We start from the raw sequence: 16166 nt of genomic DNA, 5'->3' as shown, positions 1-16166 counted from the left end.
CTCAGGCGGCTTCGGACACGGAGGCGGCGCTGATCAGCGCCGCCGTCGTCAGGGCATCGCCGGCCAGCTCGCGCACGATGCGGTTATGTGAGAAGACGAGCGCGCGGTGGCAGATATGGGCGACCTCCTCGAAATCGGTCGACACGACGATGACCGCCAGCCCGGCTTCGACGGCGGTTGCGATCAGCCGGTAAATCTCGGCCTTGGCGCCGACATCGACGCCGGCCGTCGGATCCTCGGCGATCAAAAGCTTGCGACCCGTCGCCAGCCAGCGGCCGACGACCACCTTCTGCTGGTTGCCGCCGGACAGCGCCTCGATGGGCAAATGCGGGTCGTTGGGGCGCAGCCCCAGCCGGGCGCCGAGCTCCCGGGTAAGCTCGCTTTCCCGCGCCGGCTTCATGAAGGAGAAAAGCCCGCGGCCGACGGCCGACGGATTGAGATACATGTTCTCGCGCACGGAGAGCGACAGCGCCACAGACTCCTCGGTGCGGTCGCGGGCGATCAGCCCGACGCCCGCGGCAAGGGCGGCGCCGACCGAGGACAGGTCGAGGCGCTTGCCGTCGAGCAGCACCGTGCCGTCGAAACGCTCGGCGCCGAACAGCGCGCGCCCGACGGCTTCCTGGCCGGCACCGCGCAGGCCGACCAGTCCGAGCAATTCACCCGAGCGCGCCTCGAAACCTACTGGGCCGACATTGCCGCTGGTAAGCTTTTCGACCTTGAGCCGCTCCGCCCCATCCTGCCAGCGCGACTTGGCGAACATCTGGTGCGCCGGCCGGCCGACGATGAGATCGACCAGTTCCTGCGGCGTGGTCTCGTCGACCGGCTTGACCGCGACCATTCGGCCGTCGCGCATGACCGCGACGCGGTCGGCGATGCGGAACACCTCGTCCAGCCGGTGCGAGACGTAGATCATTCCGACCCCGCGCTGGCGCAGCGGCCGCAGCGCCTCGAACAGGCGCTCGACCTCGTCCGCAGGCAGGCTTGCCGTCGGCTCGTCGAGCACCAGGACATCGGCCTCGGTGGCCAAGGCGCGCGCAATGGCCACCAGTGACTTTTCGGTTCGTGACAGGTCCTGGACGCGCGTCGCCGGATCGAAGGCGCAGCCGACCAATGCCAGCGCGCGCTCGGCGCGACGCTCGGTGTCGCGCCAGTCGATCAGACCGGAACGCCGAGAAAAACCCTGCGCCATGCCGACATTTTCGGCCACCGTCATCCATTCGATCAGACCGAGGTCCTGATGGATGAAGGCGACTTTCTGCGGCTGGTTCGGACGCGGCGGGCGGTGATGGTAGTCCTCGCCGCGGAAGCGGATCGTCCCCTGGTCGCGCTTGTGGATGCCGGCGAGCGTCTTGATGAGCGTCGACTTGCCCGCGCCATTCTCGCCGAGCAGAGCGACGATCTCGCCCTCGTGGATGTCGAGCGAGACCGACTTCAACGCCAGGGTGCCGCCGAAGCGCTTGGAGATGTCGATGAATTCGATGAGCTTGGGCCGCATTTTTTGGCCTCCTCCCAAGCCAAGCAAACGACTGAATTGCGATTGATGTTATCGCTAACATTTTTGCAGGTCAAGTCTTGAAAGCTACGCGCCGCGAAGGCTATCGATGAGCCGGTTTTCGCGGAGAAGTGGTCATGTTCGGAGACATTGAAGGTGCCGGGTTCGAAGTTCTCGACGAGCGTTTCGAGAGCTGTTTCGTCGGTCACGTGGCGGTAGAGCGGCTGTGGACGGGCGGACGCTGGCTAGAGGGGCCGGCCTGGTTCGCGGCCGGCCGCTACCTGGTGTTCTCCGACATCCCGAACGACCGCATCATGCGCTATGACGACACCAATGGCGAGGTCTCGGTCTTCCGCGCGCCGTCCAACAACGCCAACGGGCATACGGTCGACACGCAGGGACGGCTGGTTACATGCGAGCACCGAACGCGGCGTGTCACGCGCACCGAGCACGACGGCTCGATCACGGTGATCGCCGATCGCTTCGAAGGCAAGCGCTTGAACTCGCCGAACGATGTCGTGGTGCGCTCGGACGGCACGGTGTGGTTTTCCGATCCGCCCTACGGCATCGCGACCGACTATGAGGGCGATCGCGCCGAGCAGGAGATCGACGGCTGCCATGTCTACCGCGCCGACCCCGTGAGCGGCGAGGTGGTGCGTGTTATCTCCACCATGGCCAAGCCCAACGGGCTCGCGTTCTCGCCGGACGAGAGCATTCTTTATGTGGGCGACACCGGCGTCACGCATCAGAAGGACGGGCCGAGGCACATCCGCAAATTCGCCGTGGAAGGCGGCGCGCTGCGCGAGCTTGGCGTGTTCGCAACTTGCACGGTCGGTTTGTTCGACGGGTTCAGGGTGGACACGGCCGGCCGCGTCTGGGCAGGCGCCGGCGACGGCGTCCACTGCTTCGACCCAGACGGCACGCTGATCGGCAAGATACGCATTGCGGAGACGGTGGCCAACCTCACCTTCGGCGGCCCCAAACGCAATCGCCTTTTCATCACGGCGCGGCAGTCGCTCTACGCGGTGTTCGTTGTCGCGAATGCGGCGGCAAGGGGATGAGATCCAGCCCTTGGGTCTGTTGCTATTTGGGGCAGCGTCAGCTGCTGCGCGTCGCCACGAAGGTCGCGGCTTCCTTGAGCAACTCAGCCGCTTCGCCATAGGGCTCGAGCAGCGCATGCGCCTGGTCGATCAGGCCGTGCAGCTGGCCGCGCGCCCAGTTGGGTCCGTGCAGCGCGGCAAGCGTCGCCTTGCCGGCGGCGGCGTCCTTGTTCGTCGCCTTGCCCATCTGCTTGGCGTCCGCCGTCAGGTCGAGCAGGTCGTCGGCGAGCTGGAAGGCAAGGCCGATCGCCGAGCCGAACTCGGCCAGTCTCTCGCGGTCCGCTGGCGGTGCGCCAGCAACGATCGCGCCGGCCTCGCAGGCGAAGCGGATCAGCGCGCCGGTCTTCATCGCCTGCAAGGTGATGATGCCGGCCTCGTCCGGCCGCTTGCGCTCGGCCTCGAGGTCCAGCATCTGGCCGCCGACCATGCCGCCGGCGCCGGCCGCGCGGGCAAGTGCGAGAACGAGGATGGCGCGGCGCTCGGCCGGCAGCGAGGTCGCTTCGTCGGCGATGATGTCGAAGGCCAAGGTCAGCAGCGCGTCGCCGGCAAGGATCGCGGTCGCCTCGTCGAAGGCCTTGTGCACCGTCGGCTGGCCGCGCCGCAAATCGTCGTCGTCCATGGCCGGCAGATCGTCATGGATGAGCGAATAGCAATGCACGCATTCCAGCGCCGCCGCGACGCGCAGCGCCGCGTCATTGTCAGCCGAAAACAGCACAGCGCTTTCCAGGACCAGAAAGGGACGCAGCCGCTTGCCGCCGTTGAGCACGCCGTGGCGCATGGCCGCCATCAGGCGATCGGGTCGCGCGATCTCGCCCGAAAGCGGACGCGCGTCGAGGATCCGCCGCAGCTCGGTCTCGACCGCGGCGGCGCGCAAAAAAAGCGCGGATTCGAAGGCAATCTGGTCGTCTTTGCTCATGGTCGGGAGCGGTAGCCGACACACAGACATTGCGCAAGAAGCCTTGCGCCTTTATGCCGGAGGGGGCGAGGCACGGGTTGGGCGGCTTGACGGAACCGATCGTCGAATATGAAAGCGAAGGGCTGGACATGGCGCGACGTCGGCGCCTGAACCGCGCCGGTGTGACGCGCATCGCCCGGCGCTGCCTAGTCGTGGCGCTTGTGCTGGCGGCCATCCCGGTCGTGCTCACCTTCCTTTACCTGCCGCCCTTCGTGCATCCGGTCTCGACGCTGATGCTGAAGGACCTCGTGACGTTTTCCGGCTACGACCGGCGCTGGGTGTCGATCGACGATGTGGCGCCGGTGCTGGCGCATTCGGTGATCATGTCGGAGGACGGGCAGTTCTGCTTCCACCGCGGCGTCGATCTCGGCGAATTGCGCGGCGTGGTCGACGACGCGCTGGCCGGCGAGGCGACGCGCGGCGCTTCGACCATCACCATGCAGACGGTGAAGAACCTTTTTCTGTGGTCGCGCCCGCTGGGCAGCGTGCGCAAGGTGGTCGAGCTGCCGCTGGCCGTCTATTTCGATGCGGTGATGTCGAAGCGGCGGATCATGGAGATTTATCTCAACATCGCCGAATGGGGGCCGGGCATCTACGGCATCGAGGCCGCCGCCCAACACCATTTCGGTGTCTCGGCCAAGCAATTGTCGCGAAGGCAGGCGGCGTTGCTGGCCGTCAGCCTGCCCAACCCGATCGCGCGCAATCCGGCCAAGCCGGGGCCGGGCTTACGACGTCTTGCGAGCTTGATCGAACGCCGTGCGAGCCGGTCCGGCGCCTATGTCGGTTGCCTTGACTAAAGGCCGTTGACGTTCATTCGCTCAAGGGGGATTCTTGCAGCGCTGACGGAGTGGCATAACGAACCTCGTGTCAGCCTTATCCGCGATCAGAAGGAGCGGATCGATGAATCCCACCAATGATCTCGAACAAGTCGTCGAGCAATACCACCGGGCGCTCGGCGCGTTCATGCGGGGAGATTACGAGCCCGCCAAGCGGCTGTTCTCTGAACAAGACGATGTCACCCTCGGCAACCCCTTCGGACCTTTCGCGCGCGGATTGACGCAGGTCGTCGAGACCATGAAGCGTGCGGCATCGAATTACCGGGATGGCGATGCGATCGGCTTCGACGCCATATCGAAATACGTAACCCCCGGTCTCGCCTACATCGTCGAGGTGGAGCGGCTCGAATCCAAGGTCGGCGGGCGCAAGGATGTCACCCCAGTGCATCTTCGGGCTACGAGCATCTTTCGCCACGAGGAAGGCGGCTGGAAGCTCATCCATCGGCACGCCGATCCGATAACTGCCGCGCAGCCAGCGGACTCTGTCCTGCGGAAGGGTTAGGGCGAAGCGGCGCCGGCTCAAAAAAATTCGCGGCCACCGCTGGCCAAAACTGCGCAAGGCGTGTATAGGCACCCGACTTTCTCAGATTATGGCCTCGATGCGGCCCTTTCGCGAGGGTTGCCGGGGCATTTTGACCATGTAGTGGAGCATATCCATGGCCGTTCCAAAAAGAAAAACCTCTCCGTCGAAGCGCGGCATGCGCCGCTCGGCCGACGCCCTCAAGGCCCCGACCTATGTCGAGGACAAGAATTCCGGCGAAATGCGCCGCCCGCATCACATCGACCTGAAGACCGGCATGTATCGCGGCCGCCAGGTTCTGGAGCCGAAGGAAAGCTGAGAAGCTTCCATAGGTTTGTGACGTTTTCAAAAGACCGGCCCCTGGCCGGTCTTTTTGCTTTTGTGCCCTCGTTGGCGTGGCGGCCGACCCGAAATCGGCAAGACCTGACTTCGCGCCCGCGCTGGCCTGAGCCGTCTCCTCCCTAAGCACCTCAAACCCTCTACCCGCGTCGATGCCATCCCGGTATCGCGTTTGTTTCCGTTTGCAATCGGCTTGCAAATGACGAATTCTTATGCAAATTTGAATTCTGTAGTTGGAAATCGACATGAAAGAGGGGTTTTATGTGGGATTTCGTCAGCACCAACGATCTGGACGAGACCGAGCAGGCGGTTCTTTCGCAGCTGAAGGTCGACGGGCGGATGTCGAGCGTCGACATCGCCAAGCGCATCGGCGTGACCGAGGCGACGGTGCGGCGCAAGATGGCGCGCGTCCTCGAAGACCCTGATATCTGCATCCAGGCAGTCGTGCGTCCGCTGCGCAGCGATCTCGGCATCGCGGCCATCGTCGGGCTCGACGTCGACCGCGAGCACATCATCAGCGTGGCGCGCAAACTCTCCGAATATTCCTTCGTCGACTCGGTCTACGCCATGACCGGACCCTTCGACATCATCATCCAGCTGACCCTGCCGTCGACGACGGCCCTGCATGACTTCCTGGTCAGCGAACTCGCCAACGTGCCCGGGATCAAGGATTCCGAGAGCTACATGATCGGCCGCGTGTTCAAGCATTCCGGCCGGGCCTACCAGCGCAGTAAAACCGAAGAAAAAAGAGGGTAACAAAATGGTTGGGTTGTTTTCCACCGCGCGCCGCTCGGCACTTCGCCTGCTGGCCGCGGCGCCGCTTCTCATTCTATCCACCGTGTCGCATGCCGACGGGCTGGTCGATCAGATCAAGCAGCGCGGCACCATCGTCGTCGGCACCGAGGCGGCCTTCGAGCCGTTCGAATTCGTCCGCGACGGCCAGATCGTCGGTTACAACAAGGACATCCTCGACCATGTGGTCGACAAGCTTGGCGTGAAGCTCGACCAGCTCAACCTGCCGTTCCAGGGATTGCTGCCCGGCCTGCTCGCCAAGAAATTCGACCTGATGGCGACGTCCACCGGCATCAATGCCGAGCGCGCGGCGAAATATGCCTATACGCGGCCGACCGGCTCGTTTGAGAACGTCATCGTCGTGCGCGCCAATGAGGACCGCATCAAGAAGCCGGAGGACATCAACGGTATGGTGGTGGCGACGCAGCTTGCATCCTCGGTGCAGCCGGTGATCGAGGCCTATGACAAGGAGCTAAAGGCCAAGGGCGGCGGCATCGGCGAGATCAAGCTGTTCACCTCATTTCCGGAAACGCATGTGGCGCTCGCTTCCGGCCAGGTCGACGCCATCGTGATTGCCTCGCCCTCGGCGGCGGTGCTGATGAAGAACGTGCCCGACACCTACAAGATCGTCGGCTCGATCGGCGAGTTCCAGTACCTCGCTTGGGTGGTGCGACCGGAAGACAAGGACCTGCGCGACCTCATCAACACCAGCATCGGCGAGCTGAAGGACAGCGGCAAGCTCAAGGAATTGCAGCTGAAATGGTTCGGCTTCGAGATGCAGACGCCTGACCAGGGCTACCTGCCTCCGGGCGCGCTCTAAGCCGCTTTGCACGGGCGGAGACCGGCCTCTCGGGGAGGCCGCTTTCCCCGTGCGCCATCACTTGTCGAGCTGAGCTATGGTCGACTTCTCCAGAACCATCGCCTTCCTGCCGCAGTTCCTGACGGGTGCCGGCGTCACGCTCGCCGTTTCGGCGCTCGGCTTCGCGCTGGGCACCGTCATCGGCTTCGGCCTGCTCGCCTGCCGCCGCTCGCGCTGGCGGGCGGTGCGTTTCATCGGCGCCCTCTACACCAGCTTCATCCGCGGCACGCCTTTGATCGTGCAGATCTTCGTCGTCTATTACGTGCTGCCGGGACTGGTCGGCATCGACCTGCCGCCGCTGCTTGCCGGCGTGCTGGCGCTCTCCTTCAACAGCGCCGCCTTCGTCGCCGAAATCCTCAGGGCCGGGCTGACGCGCATCCCGACCGGCCAGTACGAGGCTGCCAAGGCGCTCGGGCTGAAGCCGGCGGTGACCTGGCTGAAGATCATCCTGCCGCAGCTCTTCCGCATCATCATCCCGCCGATGGTCAACGAGTTCACCATGCTGGTGAAGGCCTCGTCGATCCTGTCGGTCATCACCGTCGTCGAGCTGACCCGCACGTCGCAGAACATCATGAACGTCACCTACCGGCCGGTCGAAGCGTTCATGGTGGCGGCGGTGCTCTATTTCATCATGCTGTTCGCCTGCAGCCTCTTGGTGCGGCGGCTGGAGCGCCGGGCGGAGAGGGCTAGGGCATGAGCTTCGACTTCGCCGTCATCACCGACAACTGGCCGGCGCTGGCCAAGGGGTTCGGCAACACGCTCGTCATCTGCGCGGTCACGCTGCCGCTCGGCTTCGCGCTCGGCCTGGTGCTGGCGCTGGTGCGGCTCAGGGCAGGGCGGGTGCCGGCGTCGATCGTCGCTTCCTATGTCGAGCTCTTCCGCAATATCCCGTTCCTGATCCAGGTGTTCCTGCTGTTCTACGTGCTGCCGATGGCGGGCGTGCGGCTCTCGACCATCGCCGTCTCGGTCATCGCGCTGTCGGCCTATGCCAGCGCCTACTTCGCCGAGATCGTGCGCGGCGCGATCCAATCCATCCCGGAAGGACAGACCGAGGCCGGCTATGCGCTGGGACTGCGCTACCCGCTCATCCTGCGCAAGGTGCTGTTGCCGCAGGTGGCGGGCTACATCCTGCCGGCGGCCGCCAACCTCACCATCACGCTCGTCAAGGAATCGGCGATCCTGTCGGCGATCACCGTGCCCGAGCTCACCTACATGGCGCAGGACATCATCGGCCGCACCTTCGCGCCCGTCGAGATCTTCACCGCGATCGCGCTGCTCTATTGGGCTCTCACCGTGCTGGTGGCGGCCGCGGCGCGCGAGCTGGAGCGCCGGCTGACACCGCATCTCGCCGTCTCGCGCGGCTGACCTCGATCAAAAAGCTTTCAACACCAAGAGGAGACCCCATGTCCAAGCTCACCACCGCGCCGCGCGATGTCTTCCAGACATTCATGAACTTTCCACTGGTCGAAGACCTCGACACGCTGAAGGCCGATGTCGCCGTTATCGGCATGCCCTATGGCGATCCCTACACGATCGACGAGCTGATCAACGACCAGACCAACGCGCCGACCGCGGTGCGGCGCGCTTCCAAGCGCATCAGCCAGGCGCTCGACCGCTATGATTTCGATATCGGCGGTCCAGTCTTTGCCGGCCAGGACATCAAGGTGGTCGATGTCGGCGACGTGCCCGGCAATGCCGCGGATCATGTCGGGCACTATGGCAGGGCCGAGGCCGCCATCCGCAAGATCCTGGCCGCCGGCGCTATGCCGATCACCATCGGCGGCGACCACGGCATTCCGATCCCGATTTTTCGCGCGCTCGACGGCGAGGGACCGATCACGCTGGTGCAGCTCGACGCCCATCTCGACTGGCGCGACAACGTCAACGGCGTCAAGGAAGGCTATTCGAGCACCATCCGCCGCGCCTCGGAAATGAAGCATATCGACAAGATCTTCCAGGTCGGCGTCCGCGGCCAGGGCAGCGCCCGCACCGAGGAGGTTGAGGCGGCGCGCGCCTATGGCGCCAACATCATCACCACCGACGAATGGCAGGATATCGGCACCGCGGCGCTTCTGAAGCGCATTCCGGACGGCGGCCGCTATTATCTCACCATCGACGCCGACGGGCTCGACCCGTCGGTGATGCCGGCGGTCGAAGGCCCGCAGCCGGGCGGCATCACCTACCGGCAGACGATCGAGCTGATCAAGGGGCTGGTCGGCAAGGGCAGGCTGGTCGGCATGGACATCGTCGAGATCGCGCCGGCGCGCGATGTCAACGAAATCACCTCGATGACGGCCGGCCATATCATCCTGAACGTCATCGGCGCGGCGGTGCGTGCCGGCTACTTCAAACGCTGAGGGTCCTTCGCGCGCGGACATGACGGCGCGATGTCGGCCGGGCAACCGGCTGACATCGTTATTTCATTAGGTCTTAGAGCGTGTTCGCTGCCGCCGGCGAAAAACCTTGACGGCGCGCCTGCGGCGGATTTTACAAAAGGGTGCCCCCATTGGAGTCGCCCAGATGTTCGGTGCCATCCCGCTGCTGATCGTGCCTTTCGTCCTCTACAATCTCGGCCTGCTCGGATTGTTCGGCGGCGGCGACGATCCCTGGATGACCGAGATGTTCTCCTTCCGCATGATGTCGGGCGGGGTGTTCTCGATGACGCTCGGCGACCTTATGGTGCTGATCGGGCTGATCTTCCTCTTCATCGAGATCTCGAAATCGGTGCGCACGACCAATGCCTCGATCCTGGATCATCTTTTGTCGACGCTGGTGTTCATCGCCTTCCTGGTCGAATTCCTGCTGGTGAAGGGCGCGGCGCACTCCGTCTTCTTCACGCTGATGATCATCGCGCTGTTCGATGTGCTGGCCGGCTTCTCGGTGTCGATGCGGTCGGCGAGCCGCGACATCAATCTGAACTGAGATACGGCATAGAATTTCTGATCGCATGACTTCGCGATTGGCGAAGCACATTGATCGCATCGTCATTCTATGGCGGAGCAAGGAGCGAAGCGACGCGCGCAGACCATAGAATCCATGCCGTGACTTGGAAGCGCTGCTGCGGTGCAGAATTCTGCTCCGCTGCACTCCTTGGCGACGGTAACGGCATGGATTCCAGGGTCTCCGCGACGGAGCTTCGCTCCTGCTTCGCCCTGGAATGACGAAATTTCTTGCCCCGCCTCAACCTGCCGTCGTTTCAGCCTTTCGCGCAACCACTTCGTCGTAGGCAGCACGCAGTTGCTGGCGCACGGTCGGCGCGCCCGGCGGCGTCTTCGACGGTGCGCCGAGATGCTCATGGCGCAACTCGTCCATGAACTGCTCCCATAGCGGCGGGCCGCCCTTTTCGAGCAGCTCGGCGCGGATGGACAATTCTTCCGTAACCGGCAGCCAGACGCGCCCCCAGGCGCCGAGCTGCGCCATGATCGGCACCAGCGTGATCGCCATCTCGGTCAGGCTGTAGATCGCCTTCTGCTTGTGGCTGGGGTCGTCGGCCTTGGTCAGCAGCCCGAGCTCCATCAGTCGCTTCAGCCGGTCGGCCAGGATGTTGGAGGCGATGCCTTCCAGCGAGCCGTTGAGCAGCTCGCGAAAATGGCGCCGGCCGCCAAAGATCATGTCGCGCAGGATGATCAGGCTCCAGCGGTCGCCGAACACCTCGAGCGACAGATTGATCGGGCAGCCGGACCGACGGTCGATGCTCATGGCAGTCCCTCCAGAAAAACCAGTTGCATTATGATATCAGTTTGATTATCGTGCAACTGATTGCAAAATGCAATCGGATTGGAGGAGCAGATGACCGCCGCAGCACAGCGCCCCGACATCGTTTCGGAGACTTTCGGCAGCCCGAAAGATCCAGCGATCCTTTTGATCATGGGCGCCATGGCCTCTATGCAATGGTGGCCCGAAGCCTTCTGCCGGCAACTCGCCGAGCGCGGCCGCTTCGTCATCCGCTACGACAACCGCGACACCGGCCTTTCGAGCAAATATCCGCCTGGAGCGCCGACCTACACGTTCGAGGACATGGTGGACGATGCCATGCGCGTGCTCGACGACCATGGCGTCGCCAAGGCGCATGTCGTCGGCATGTCGATGGGCGGCATGCTGGCGCAGAGCGTGGCGCTGAAATATCCCGAACGCGTCGGCGCGCTCACCGTGATCTCCTCTTCGCCGCTCGGCGATACATCCGGCCTGCCGGGAATGACCGAAGCCTACAAGGAGCATTCGGCACAAGGCGGCGACGTCGACTGGTCGAAGCGGGAGCAGGTGCTCGACTTCATGGTCAAGGACGCCCGCGCGATTGCCAGCACGCGCCGTCCGTTTGACGAGGAACGGATGCGCGCGATGATCGAGGCGGATTATGACCGATCCGGCGGCCTCGCCAGCGCGACCAACCATTTCCTGCTCGAGGGCGGCGGCCCGCAGCGCACGGTGCGGGATCTGTCCGTGCCGTTGCTCGTCATTCACGGCACTGCCGATCCGCTCTTTCCGGTCGAGCATGGCGAAGCGCTGGCAAAGGCTGTCCCTGGCGCAAGGCTGGTCAAGATCGAGGGCGGCGGTCACGAACTGCATCGCGACGACTGGCCGCAAATCGTCGACGCCATCGCCGCACATCATTAGGCGTGGAGGTTCCGGCTTGACTCAACGGGTTTACGGAAATAGTGAAGCAGTTACTTCAGTATTACCCGATAGCCGAACGCGAAGAGAGCGAGAATGTCCCTGACGCTGCATTTCCACCCGCTGGCTTCGTTCTGCTGGAAGCCGCTGATCGCGTTCTACGAGAACGGCACGCCGTTCGAACCGGTGATCGTCGACCTTGGCGACGAAGCTTCGCGCGCGGCCTTCCTGAAGGTATCGCCGACCGGCAAGATGCCGGCGTTGCATGACGATGCGCGGGACCGCACGGTGCTGGAATCGACCATCGTCGTCGAATATCTCGCCGCGCATTATCCGGGGCCGGTCGAGCTCGTTCCCGCCGACGTTGATCTCGCCCTCAAGGTCCGCCAAGCCGACCGCTTCTATGATTTCTACGTGCAGCATCCGATGCAGAAGATCGTCGGCGACAGGCTGCGGCCAAGGGACAAGACCGATCCGTTCGGCGTCGAGGAGGCCCGCGCGCAGCTGCGCAACTCCTACGCCATCATAGAAGAGGAGATGCAGGGCAAGACCTGGGCTGTAGGCGAGACCTTCACCATGGCCGACTGCGCCGCATCGCCGGCACTGTTTTATGCCAACAAGGTCGAGCCGTTCGGCGACAAGTTCCCGGCGGTGAAACGCTACCACGACCGGTTGCTCGCGCGTGCGTCCTTCGCCCGCGTCATCGAGGAAGCGGGACCTTACTTCAAGCTCTTTCCGTACAATAACGGCTAGCCGGCATGCTGCACGATCCCGCCCAGCTCGACCTGATGTTCCAAGCGCTCGCCGATCCAGCCCGGCGCAGCATGGTGGAACGGTTGTCGCGCGGGCCGGCATCGGTCAGCCAGCTGGCGGAACCGCTGGCGATGTCATTGTCGGCCGTCGTCCAGCATCTCAACGTGCTCGAGGCGAGCGGCCTGGTCAGGACGGAAAAGCTCGGCCGGGTGCGGACCTGCCAGATCGAGCCGCAGGCGCTTCGGGCTGCCGAGCATTGGATCAACGAGCGGCGGCTCGCCTGGGAGGGCCGGCTCGACCGTCTCGGCGATTTCCTCGCTGAAACCAAGGATGAAACCTGAAGGAGCCCGCCATGAGCGAACGATCCGTCGTCCATTCCGCCTTCGTCATCGAGCGCGTCTATCCGGTGGAGCCCCAGAAGGTCTTTTTCGCGCTGAGCGATCCGGCCGCCAAAAAGCGCTGGTTCTTCGACCCCGACAACCCCATGCACAGCCGGCATGAGATGGATTTTCGCGTCGGCGGCAAGGAGGTGAATGCCGGCTGCCCCAGCGATGGGCAGATGCATTTCTACAACGCCGTCTATCAGGACATCGTGCCCAACCGGCGCATCGTCTACAGCTACGAGCTCTTGTTCGGCGAAACCCGGGTCTCGGTTTCGCTCGCGACGATCGAGGTGATCGCCGAAGGCAACGGGACGCGGCTTATCCTCACGGAGCAGGGGGCCTTCTTCGACGGCATCGACACGCCGGCTACCCGCGAGCATGGGACCGGCGAATTGCTCGACGCGCTCGGCGCAGCCCTGGCGGCGAACTAAGGCCCGGTGTCCAAGACACGATCACCTTCTCGCGCGCCTGCGGCTCGGCGCCCTCAAGTCATTCCCCCGGCGCCGTTTCCCAGAACTGGTCGAGCCAGATGTTGAGCCTGAGGAAGCCGGCGCTGCTGACGGCATAGACGCGCCTCGTGCCTTCGGCCCTGGCATTGACCAGGCCGGCGTCAAGCAGGACCTTCAGATGCTGGGAAACCGCAGGGCGTGAGACGGGCAGCCCGGCCGCCAGTTCGTTCACCGTCTTCGGGCCGCGCCGGAGTTCTTCCAAGAGATAGCGCCGGTTGGGATCGGCTATCGCCACGAAGGCGTCAGAAAACATCATGCCTTTATTTGTGAGGCAAAGTCTTCAGAATCTCAACTATTGGTTTCAATCTTTCTGCGCGGATCGAGCCGCGTGGCCTCGGGCGTGACCGCGCGGTCCGCGGGCTGCGTCTTGAAGGCATCGCGGTTCTCGATCGGCACCGGCGCGCGGGCGCGGATACGCAGCAGCGTGTAGCCGGCAAGGCTGAGATGTGCGAGCGCGGTTGCAAGGAAAAGCCCCTCCGGACGCACCGAGCCCATCAGCGCCGCGGCCAAAAGCGGGCCGATCATCGTGCCGAAGCCGTAGAGCAAGAGCAGGCCGCCGGAAACCTTGACGAAGTCCTCGGAGCGGGCGTGATCGTTGGCATGCGCGACGGCGATCGAATAGAGCGTATAGGCGAAAGCGCCATAGGCGGCGGTCATCACGATGACGAAGACACCCGAACGCGGCGCGATCAGGAAGATCAGCACCGCGACCAGGGCCGCGCCGAAGGCCGCGCCGGCCAGCACGAAGCGGCGGTCGGTTGTATCCGACAGGCGTCCGGCCGGAAGCTGCATGGCGGCGCCGGCGACGACGACAAGGCTCATCATCAGCGCGATCTCGGCGGTCGATATGCCGATACGCGCGCCATAGACGGCGCCAAGCGTGCCCCAGGCGCCGTTGGCGATGCCGATCAGGACGCAGGCCACCGCCGACACCGGCGAATTGGCGTACAGGCCTTTGACGTCGAGCTTGACGTCCTGCAGGGGCTTGGGATGCGACTGCGTCGACACCGCCGTCGGAATGAGCGACAGGCAAAACAGGATGCCGGTGATCATGAACAGCGAGGCCGACCGCACGTCGCCGCCGGCGACGATCATCTGGCCGCCCATGATCGAGGCATAGGTGACCATCATGTAGAGGCCGAAGACGGTGCCGCGGTTTTCGTTGGTCGCCTTCTCGTTCAGCCAGCTTTCGATGACCATGAACGCGCCGGCCATGGTGAAGCCGGTGAACGCGCGCAAAAGGATCCAGAAATACTCGTCGATTATGAGGCCGGTGAGCAGCGCGATGATAGCGCCCGACGCGGCGAAGGCGCCGAAGGCCCTGACATGGCCGGCGCGGCGCACGAGACGCGGCGCGAAGAAGCAGCCGGTGACGAAGCCGCCCGCCCAGGCCGTGCCCATCAGGCCGAGCGATGCCGTCGAAAAACCCTCCACCTGGCCGCGCAGCGGCAGGAGCAGGCCGTGCAGGCCGGATGCTGCGAGCAGGAAGGCCGTGCCGCGCAGCAGCGAGAGTATCGGTCGATAGGTTGCAAACATCGCTTGATCCGGGTTCGAGACGCAGGGTCTGAAGACAGATGCATTCGGGCTTTTCGGCGGCGAGCGAGCACGCCGAAAAATTTATCCGCGGCGGAACAGCGACTCGGCGGCGGATTTGGTGGCGCCTTTGGCGGTGCGCTCGGCTTCCAGCCTGGCGATCTCGTCGCGCAGCAATGCGATGCGCTCGGACAATTCGTCCACGGAAAGCAGCGACAGGTCCTGGCCGATCTCGTGCGGGCGCGGCTTCTTCCTGGGTTCGTCGTCGAAGATCGCCATCCGTCGCTCCTCCCTTACTTGGCCATTTGCCTGATTTGGCAATCAGCATACATAGGGCAGGGGCGCCGATGCAAACCACGAGCGACGACACGCATCCGAGGAGACGAGAAAGCCATGGCAAACGGACAGAAGATACCGGCCACGATGACGGCCATCGCGATCTCGCAACCCGGCGGGCCAAAGGTGCTCAAGCCGGAAACCCGTGACATGCCCGTACCCGGCCCCGGCGAAGTGTTGATCCGGGTGCACGCGGCCGGCGTCAACCGGCCGGACGTCCAGCAACGCAACGGCGCCTATCCGCCGCCGCCCGGCGCCTCCGACCTGCCCGGCCTCGAGGTGGGCGGCGAAATCGCGGCGCTCGGCGACGAGATATCGCGCTGGCGCATCGGCGACCGGGTCTGCGCGCTGACGCCGGGCGGCGGTTATGCCGAATATGTCAAGGTGCATGCCGGCAGCGTGCTGCCGATCCCGGCCGGCTTCACCTATTCGGAGGCCGCCGCGGTTCCGGAAAACTACTTCACCGTCTGGCACAATGTGTTCGAGCGCGGCGGCCTGAAGAAGGGCGAGACGCTGCTTGTCCATGGCGGCTCGTCGGGCATAGGCACCACCGCCATCCAGCTTGCCTCGGCCTTCGGTGCCTATGTGATCACCACCGCCGGCAGCAAGGAGAAATGCGACGCCTGCCTGAAGCTCGGCGCCGACCGGGCCATCAACTACCGCGAGGAGGATTTCGTCGCCGCGGTGAAGGACGCGACCGGCGGCAAGGGCGCGGACGTCATCCTCGACATGGTCGGTGGCGATTATGTCGCGCGCAACTACGATGCCGCGGCCGTCGAGGGGCGCATCGTGCAGATTGCCGTGCAGGCCGGCGCTGTCGCAAGCACCAATTTCGCAACGCTCATGGTCAAGCGCCTGACCCATACCGGCTCGACGCTCAGGCCGCGCACCGTCGAGTTCAAGGCGGCCATCGCCGCTGCGCTGGAGGCCCAGGTGTGGCCGCTGCTCGGCACGCGCAAGGTTGCTCCCGTCATGGACATGATCTTTCCGCTGACCGAAGCCTGGCGCGCGCATGAGCGCATGGAAGAGGGCGAGCACATAGGCAAGATCGTCCTCGACGTCGGGTGAGATGTATCGAGTTTCAGGTGAGGCCGGTCTGCAAATGCCGGTCTTCTGCGCTTCCGGTGCTCACGTACTTTAAGTACGCT

The 16166-nt window shown here is 64.3% G+C and carries 21 protein-coding genes; 15 read left to right on the top strand and 6 right to left on the bottom strand.

Features of this window, described 5'->3' with window-relative positions; translation table 11 throughout:
• Position 1: 1 nt before the first annotated feature.
• Complete coding sequence (locus RFM52_RS26530; protein WP_320296515.1) at positions 2-1495, bottom strand: sugar ABC transporter ATP-binding protein; 1494 nt, start codon at positions 1493-1495, stop codon at positions 2-4.
• 134 nt (positions 1496-1629) lie between these two features.
• On the opposite strand from RFM52_RS26530, the gene RFM52_RS26525 reads away from it, so the two are divergent.
• Entirely contained in the window at positions 1630-2553 is a 924-nt protein-coding gene (locus RFM52_RS26525; protein WP_320296516.1) for an SMP-30/gluconolactonase/LRE family protein, read from the top strand.
• A gap of 37 nt (positions 2554-2590) precedes the next feature.
• Here RFM52_RS26525 and RFM52_RS26520 read toward each other — a convergent pair whose 3' ends face one another.
• Positions 2591-3508, bottom strand: coding sequence for a polyprenyl synthetase family protein (locus RFM52_RS26520; RefSeq protein WP_320296517.1), 918 nt, complete (start codon positions 3506-3508; stop codon positions 2591-2593).
• A gap of 77 nt (positions 3509-3585) precedes the next feature.
• Here RFM52_RS26520 and RFM52_RS26515 point away from each other — a divergent pair, with 77 nt between their 5' ends.
• The 9 genes from RFM52_RS26515 to RFM52_RS26475 all read left to right on the top strand — a co-directional run bounded on the left by RFM52_RS26515 (position 3586) and on the right by RFM52_RS26475 (position 9815).
• Positions 3586-4344 carry a biosynthetic peptidoglycan transglycosylase gene (locus RFM52_RS26515; protein WP_320296518.1) on the top strand — a complete coding sequence of 253 codons (759 nt, stop codon included), beginning with the start codon at positions 3586-3588 and terminating at the stop codon, positions 4342-4344.
• 103 nt (positions 4345-4447) lie between these two features.
• The gene (locus RFM52_RS26510; RefSeq protein ID WP_320296519.1) at positions 4448-4885 is read left to right on the top strand and encodes a YybH family protein; all 438 of its coding nucleotides are present in this window, start codon (positions 4448-4450) and stop codon (positions 4883-4885) included.
• 154 nt (positions 4886-5039) lie between these two features.
• Positions 5040-5222 (top strand): 50S ribosomal protein L32, encoded by a 183-nt coding sequence (rpmF, locus tag RFM52_RS26505; RefSeq protein WP_006203806.1) that lies wholly within the window; start codon positions 5040-5042, stop codon positions 5220-5222.
• 281 nt (positions 5223-5503) lie between these two features.
• The gene (locus RFM52_RS26500) at positions 5504-5998 is read left to right on the top strand and encodes an Lrp/AsnC family transcriptional regulator (RefSeq protein ID WP_320296520.1); all 495 of its coding nucleotides are present in this window, start codon (positions 5504-5506) and stop codon (positions 5996-5998) included.
• Between the two features lie 4 nt (positions 5999-6002).
• On the top strand, positions 6003-6854 hold the full coding sequence (locus RFM52_RS26495; RefSeq protein ID WP_320296521.1) for a transporter substrate-binding domain-containing protein: 852 nt from the start codon (positions 6003-6005) through the stop codon (positions 6852-6854).
• Positions 6855-6930: 76 nt separating this feature from the next.
• Positions 6931-7590, top strand: a complete 660-nt coding sequence (locus tag RFM52_RS26490) for an amino acid ABC transporter permease (RefSeq protein ID WP_320296522.1) — start codon at positions 6931-6933, stop codon at positions 7588-7590.
• Positions 7587-8258, top strand: a complete 672-nt coding sequence (locus RFM52_RS26485; protein WP_320296523.1) for an amino acid ABC transporter permease — start codon at positions 7587-7589, stop codon at positions 8256-8258. The genes RFM52_RS26490 and RFM52_RS26485 overlap by 4 nt, the downstream gene beginning before the upstream one ends.
• Positions 8259-8296: 38 nt before the next feature.
• Positions 8297-9250 (top strand): agmatinase, encoded by a 954-nt coding sequence (locus RFM52_RS26480; protein WP_320296524.1) that lies wholly within the window; start codon positions 8297-8299, stop codon positions 9248-9250.
• A 163-nt stretch (positions 9251-9413) separates the two neighbouring features.
• Positions 9414-9815 carry a hypothetical protein gene (locus RFM52_RS26475; RefSeq protein WP_042641631.1) on the top strand — a complete coding sequence of 134 codons (402 nt, stop codon included), beginning with the start codon at positions 9414-9416 and terminating at the stop codon, positions 9813-9815.
• A 258-nt stretch (positions 9816-10073) separates the two neighbouring features.
• On the opposite strand, the gene RFM52_RS26470 is transcribed toward RFM52_RS26475, so the two are convergent.
• The gene (locus tag RFM52_RS26470) at positions 10074-10592 is read right to left on the bottom strand and encodes a winged helix-turn-helix transcriptional regulator (protein WP_320296525.1); all 519 of its coding nucleotides are present in this window, start codon (positions 10590-10592) and stop codon (positions 10074-10076) included.
• A gap of 90 nt (positions 10593-10682) precedes the next feature.
• Between RFM52_RS26470 and RFM52_RS26465 the strand changes: the two genes are divergently transcribed.
• From RFM52_RS26465 to RFM52_RS26450, 4 genes are all read left to right on the top strand, one after another.
• Positions 10683-11507 carry an alpha/beta fold hydrolase gene (locus RFM52_RS26465; RefSeq protein ID WP_320296526.1) on the top strand — a complete coding sequence of 275 codons (825 nt, stop codon included), beginning with the start codon at positions 10683-10685 and terminating at the stop codon, positions 11505-11507.
• A gap of 93 nt (positions 11508-11600) precedes the next feature.
• Positions 11601-12257, top strand: coding sequence for a glutathione S-transferase family protein (locus RFM52_RS26460; RefSeq protein ID WP_320296527.1), 657 nt, complete (start codon positions 11601-11603; stop codon positions 12255-12257).
• Positions 12258-12262: 5 nt separating this feature from the next.
• A complete protein-coding gene (locus RFM52_RS26455; protein ID WP_320296528.1) occupies positions 12263-12598 on the top strand; it encodes an ArsR/SmtB family transcription factor in 336 nt (111 codons plus the stop codon).
• Between the two features lie 11 nt (positions 12599-12609).
• Entirely contained in the window at positions 12610-13071 is a 462-nt protein-coding gene (locus RFM52_RS26450) for an SRPBCC family protein (RefSeq protein WP_320296529.1), read from the top strand.
• Positions 13072-13129: 58 nt separating this feature from the next.
• Here RFM52_RS26450 and RFM52_RS26445 read toward each other — a convergent pair whose 3' ends face one another.
• The 3 genes from RFM52_RS26445 to RFM52_RS26435 form a co-directional block, all read right to left on the bottom strand.
• The gene (locus RFM52_RS26445; RefSeq protein ID WP_320296530.1) at positions 13130-13405 is read right to left on the bottom strand and encodes an ArsR/SmtB family transcription factor; all 276 of its coding nucleotides are present in this window, start codon (positions 13403-13405) and stop codon (positions 13130-13132) included.
• 32 nt (positions 13406-13437) lie between these two features.
• The gene (locus RFM52_RS26440; RefSeq protein WP_320296531.1) at positions 13438-14685 is read right to left on the bottom strand and encodes an MFS transporter; all 1248 of its coding nucleotides are present in this window, start codon (positions 14683-14685) and stop codon (positions 13438-13440) included.
• An 81-nt stretch (positions 14686-14766) separates the two neighbouring features.
• Entirely contained in the window at positions 14767-14961 is a 195-nt protein-coding gene (locus tag RFM52_RS26435; RefSeq protein ID WP_140645782.1) for a DUF1192 domain-containing protein, read from the bottom strand.
• Between the two features lie 114 nt (positions 14962-15075).
• On the opposite strand from RFM52_RS26435, the gene RFM52_RS26430 reads away from it, so the two are divergent.
• Positions 15076-16086 carry an NAD(P)H-quinone oxidoreductase gene (locus RFM52_RS26430; RefSeq protein ID WP_320296532.1) on the top strand — a complete coding sequence of 337 codons (1011 nt, stop codon included), beginning with the start codon at positions 15076-15078 and terminating at the stop codon, positions 16084-16086.
• The last annotated feature ends 80 nt before the right edge of the window (positions 16087-16166 follow it).

Origin of the sequence: Mesorhizobium humile, assembly GCF_033977215.1 — a bacterium.
GTDB lineage: Bacteria > Pseudomonadota > Alphaproteobacteria > Rhizobiales > Rhizobiaceae > Mesorhizobium > Mesorhizobium humile.
This window is presented reverse-complemented; position numbering and strand designations above follow the sequence as displayed.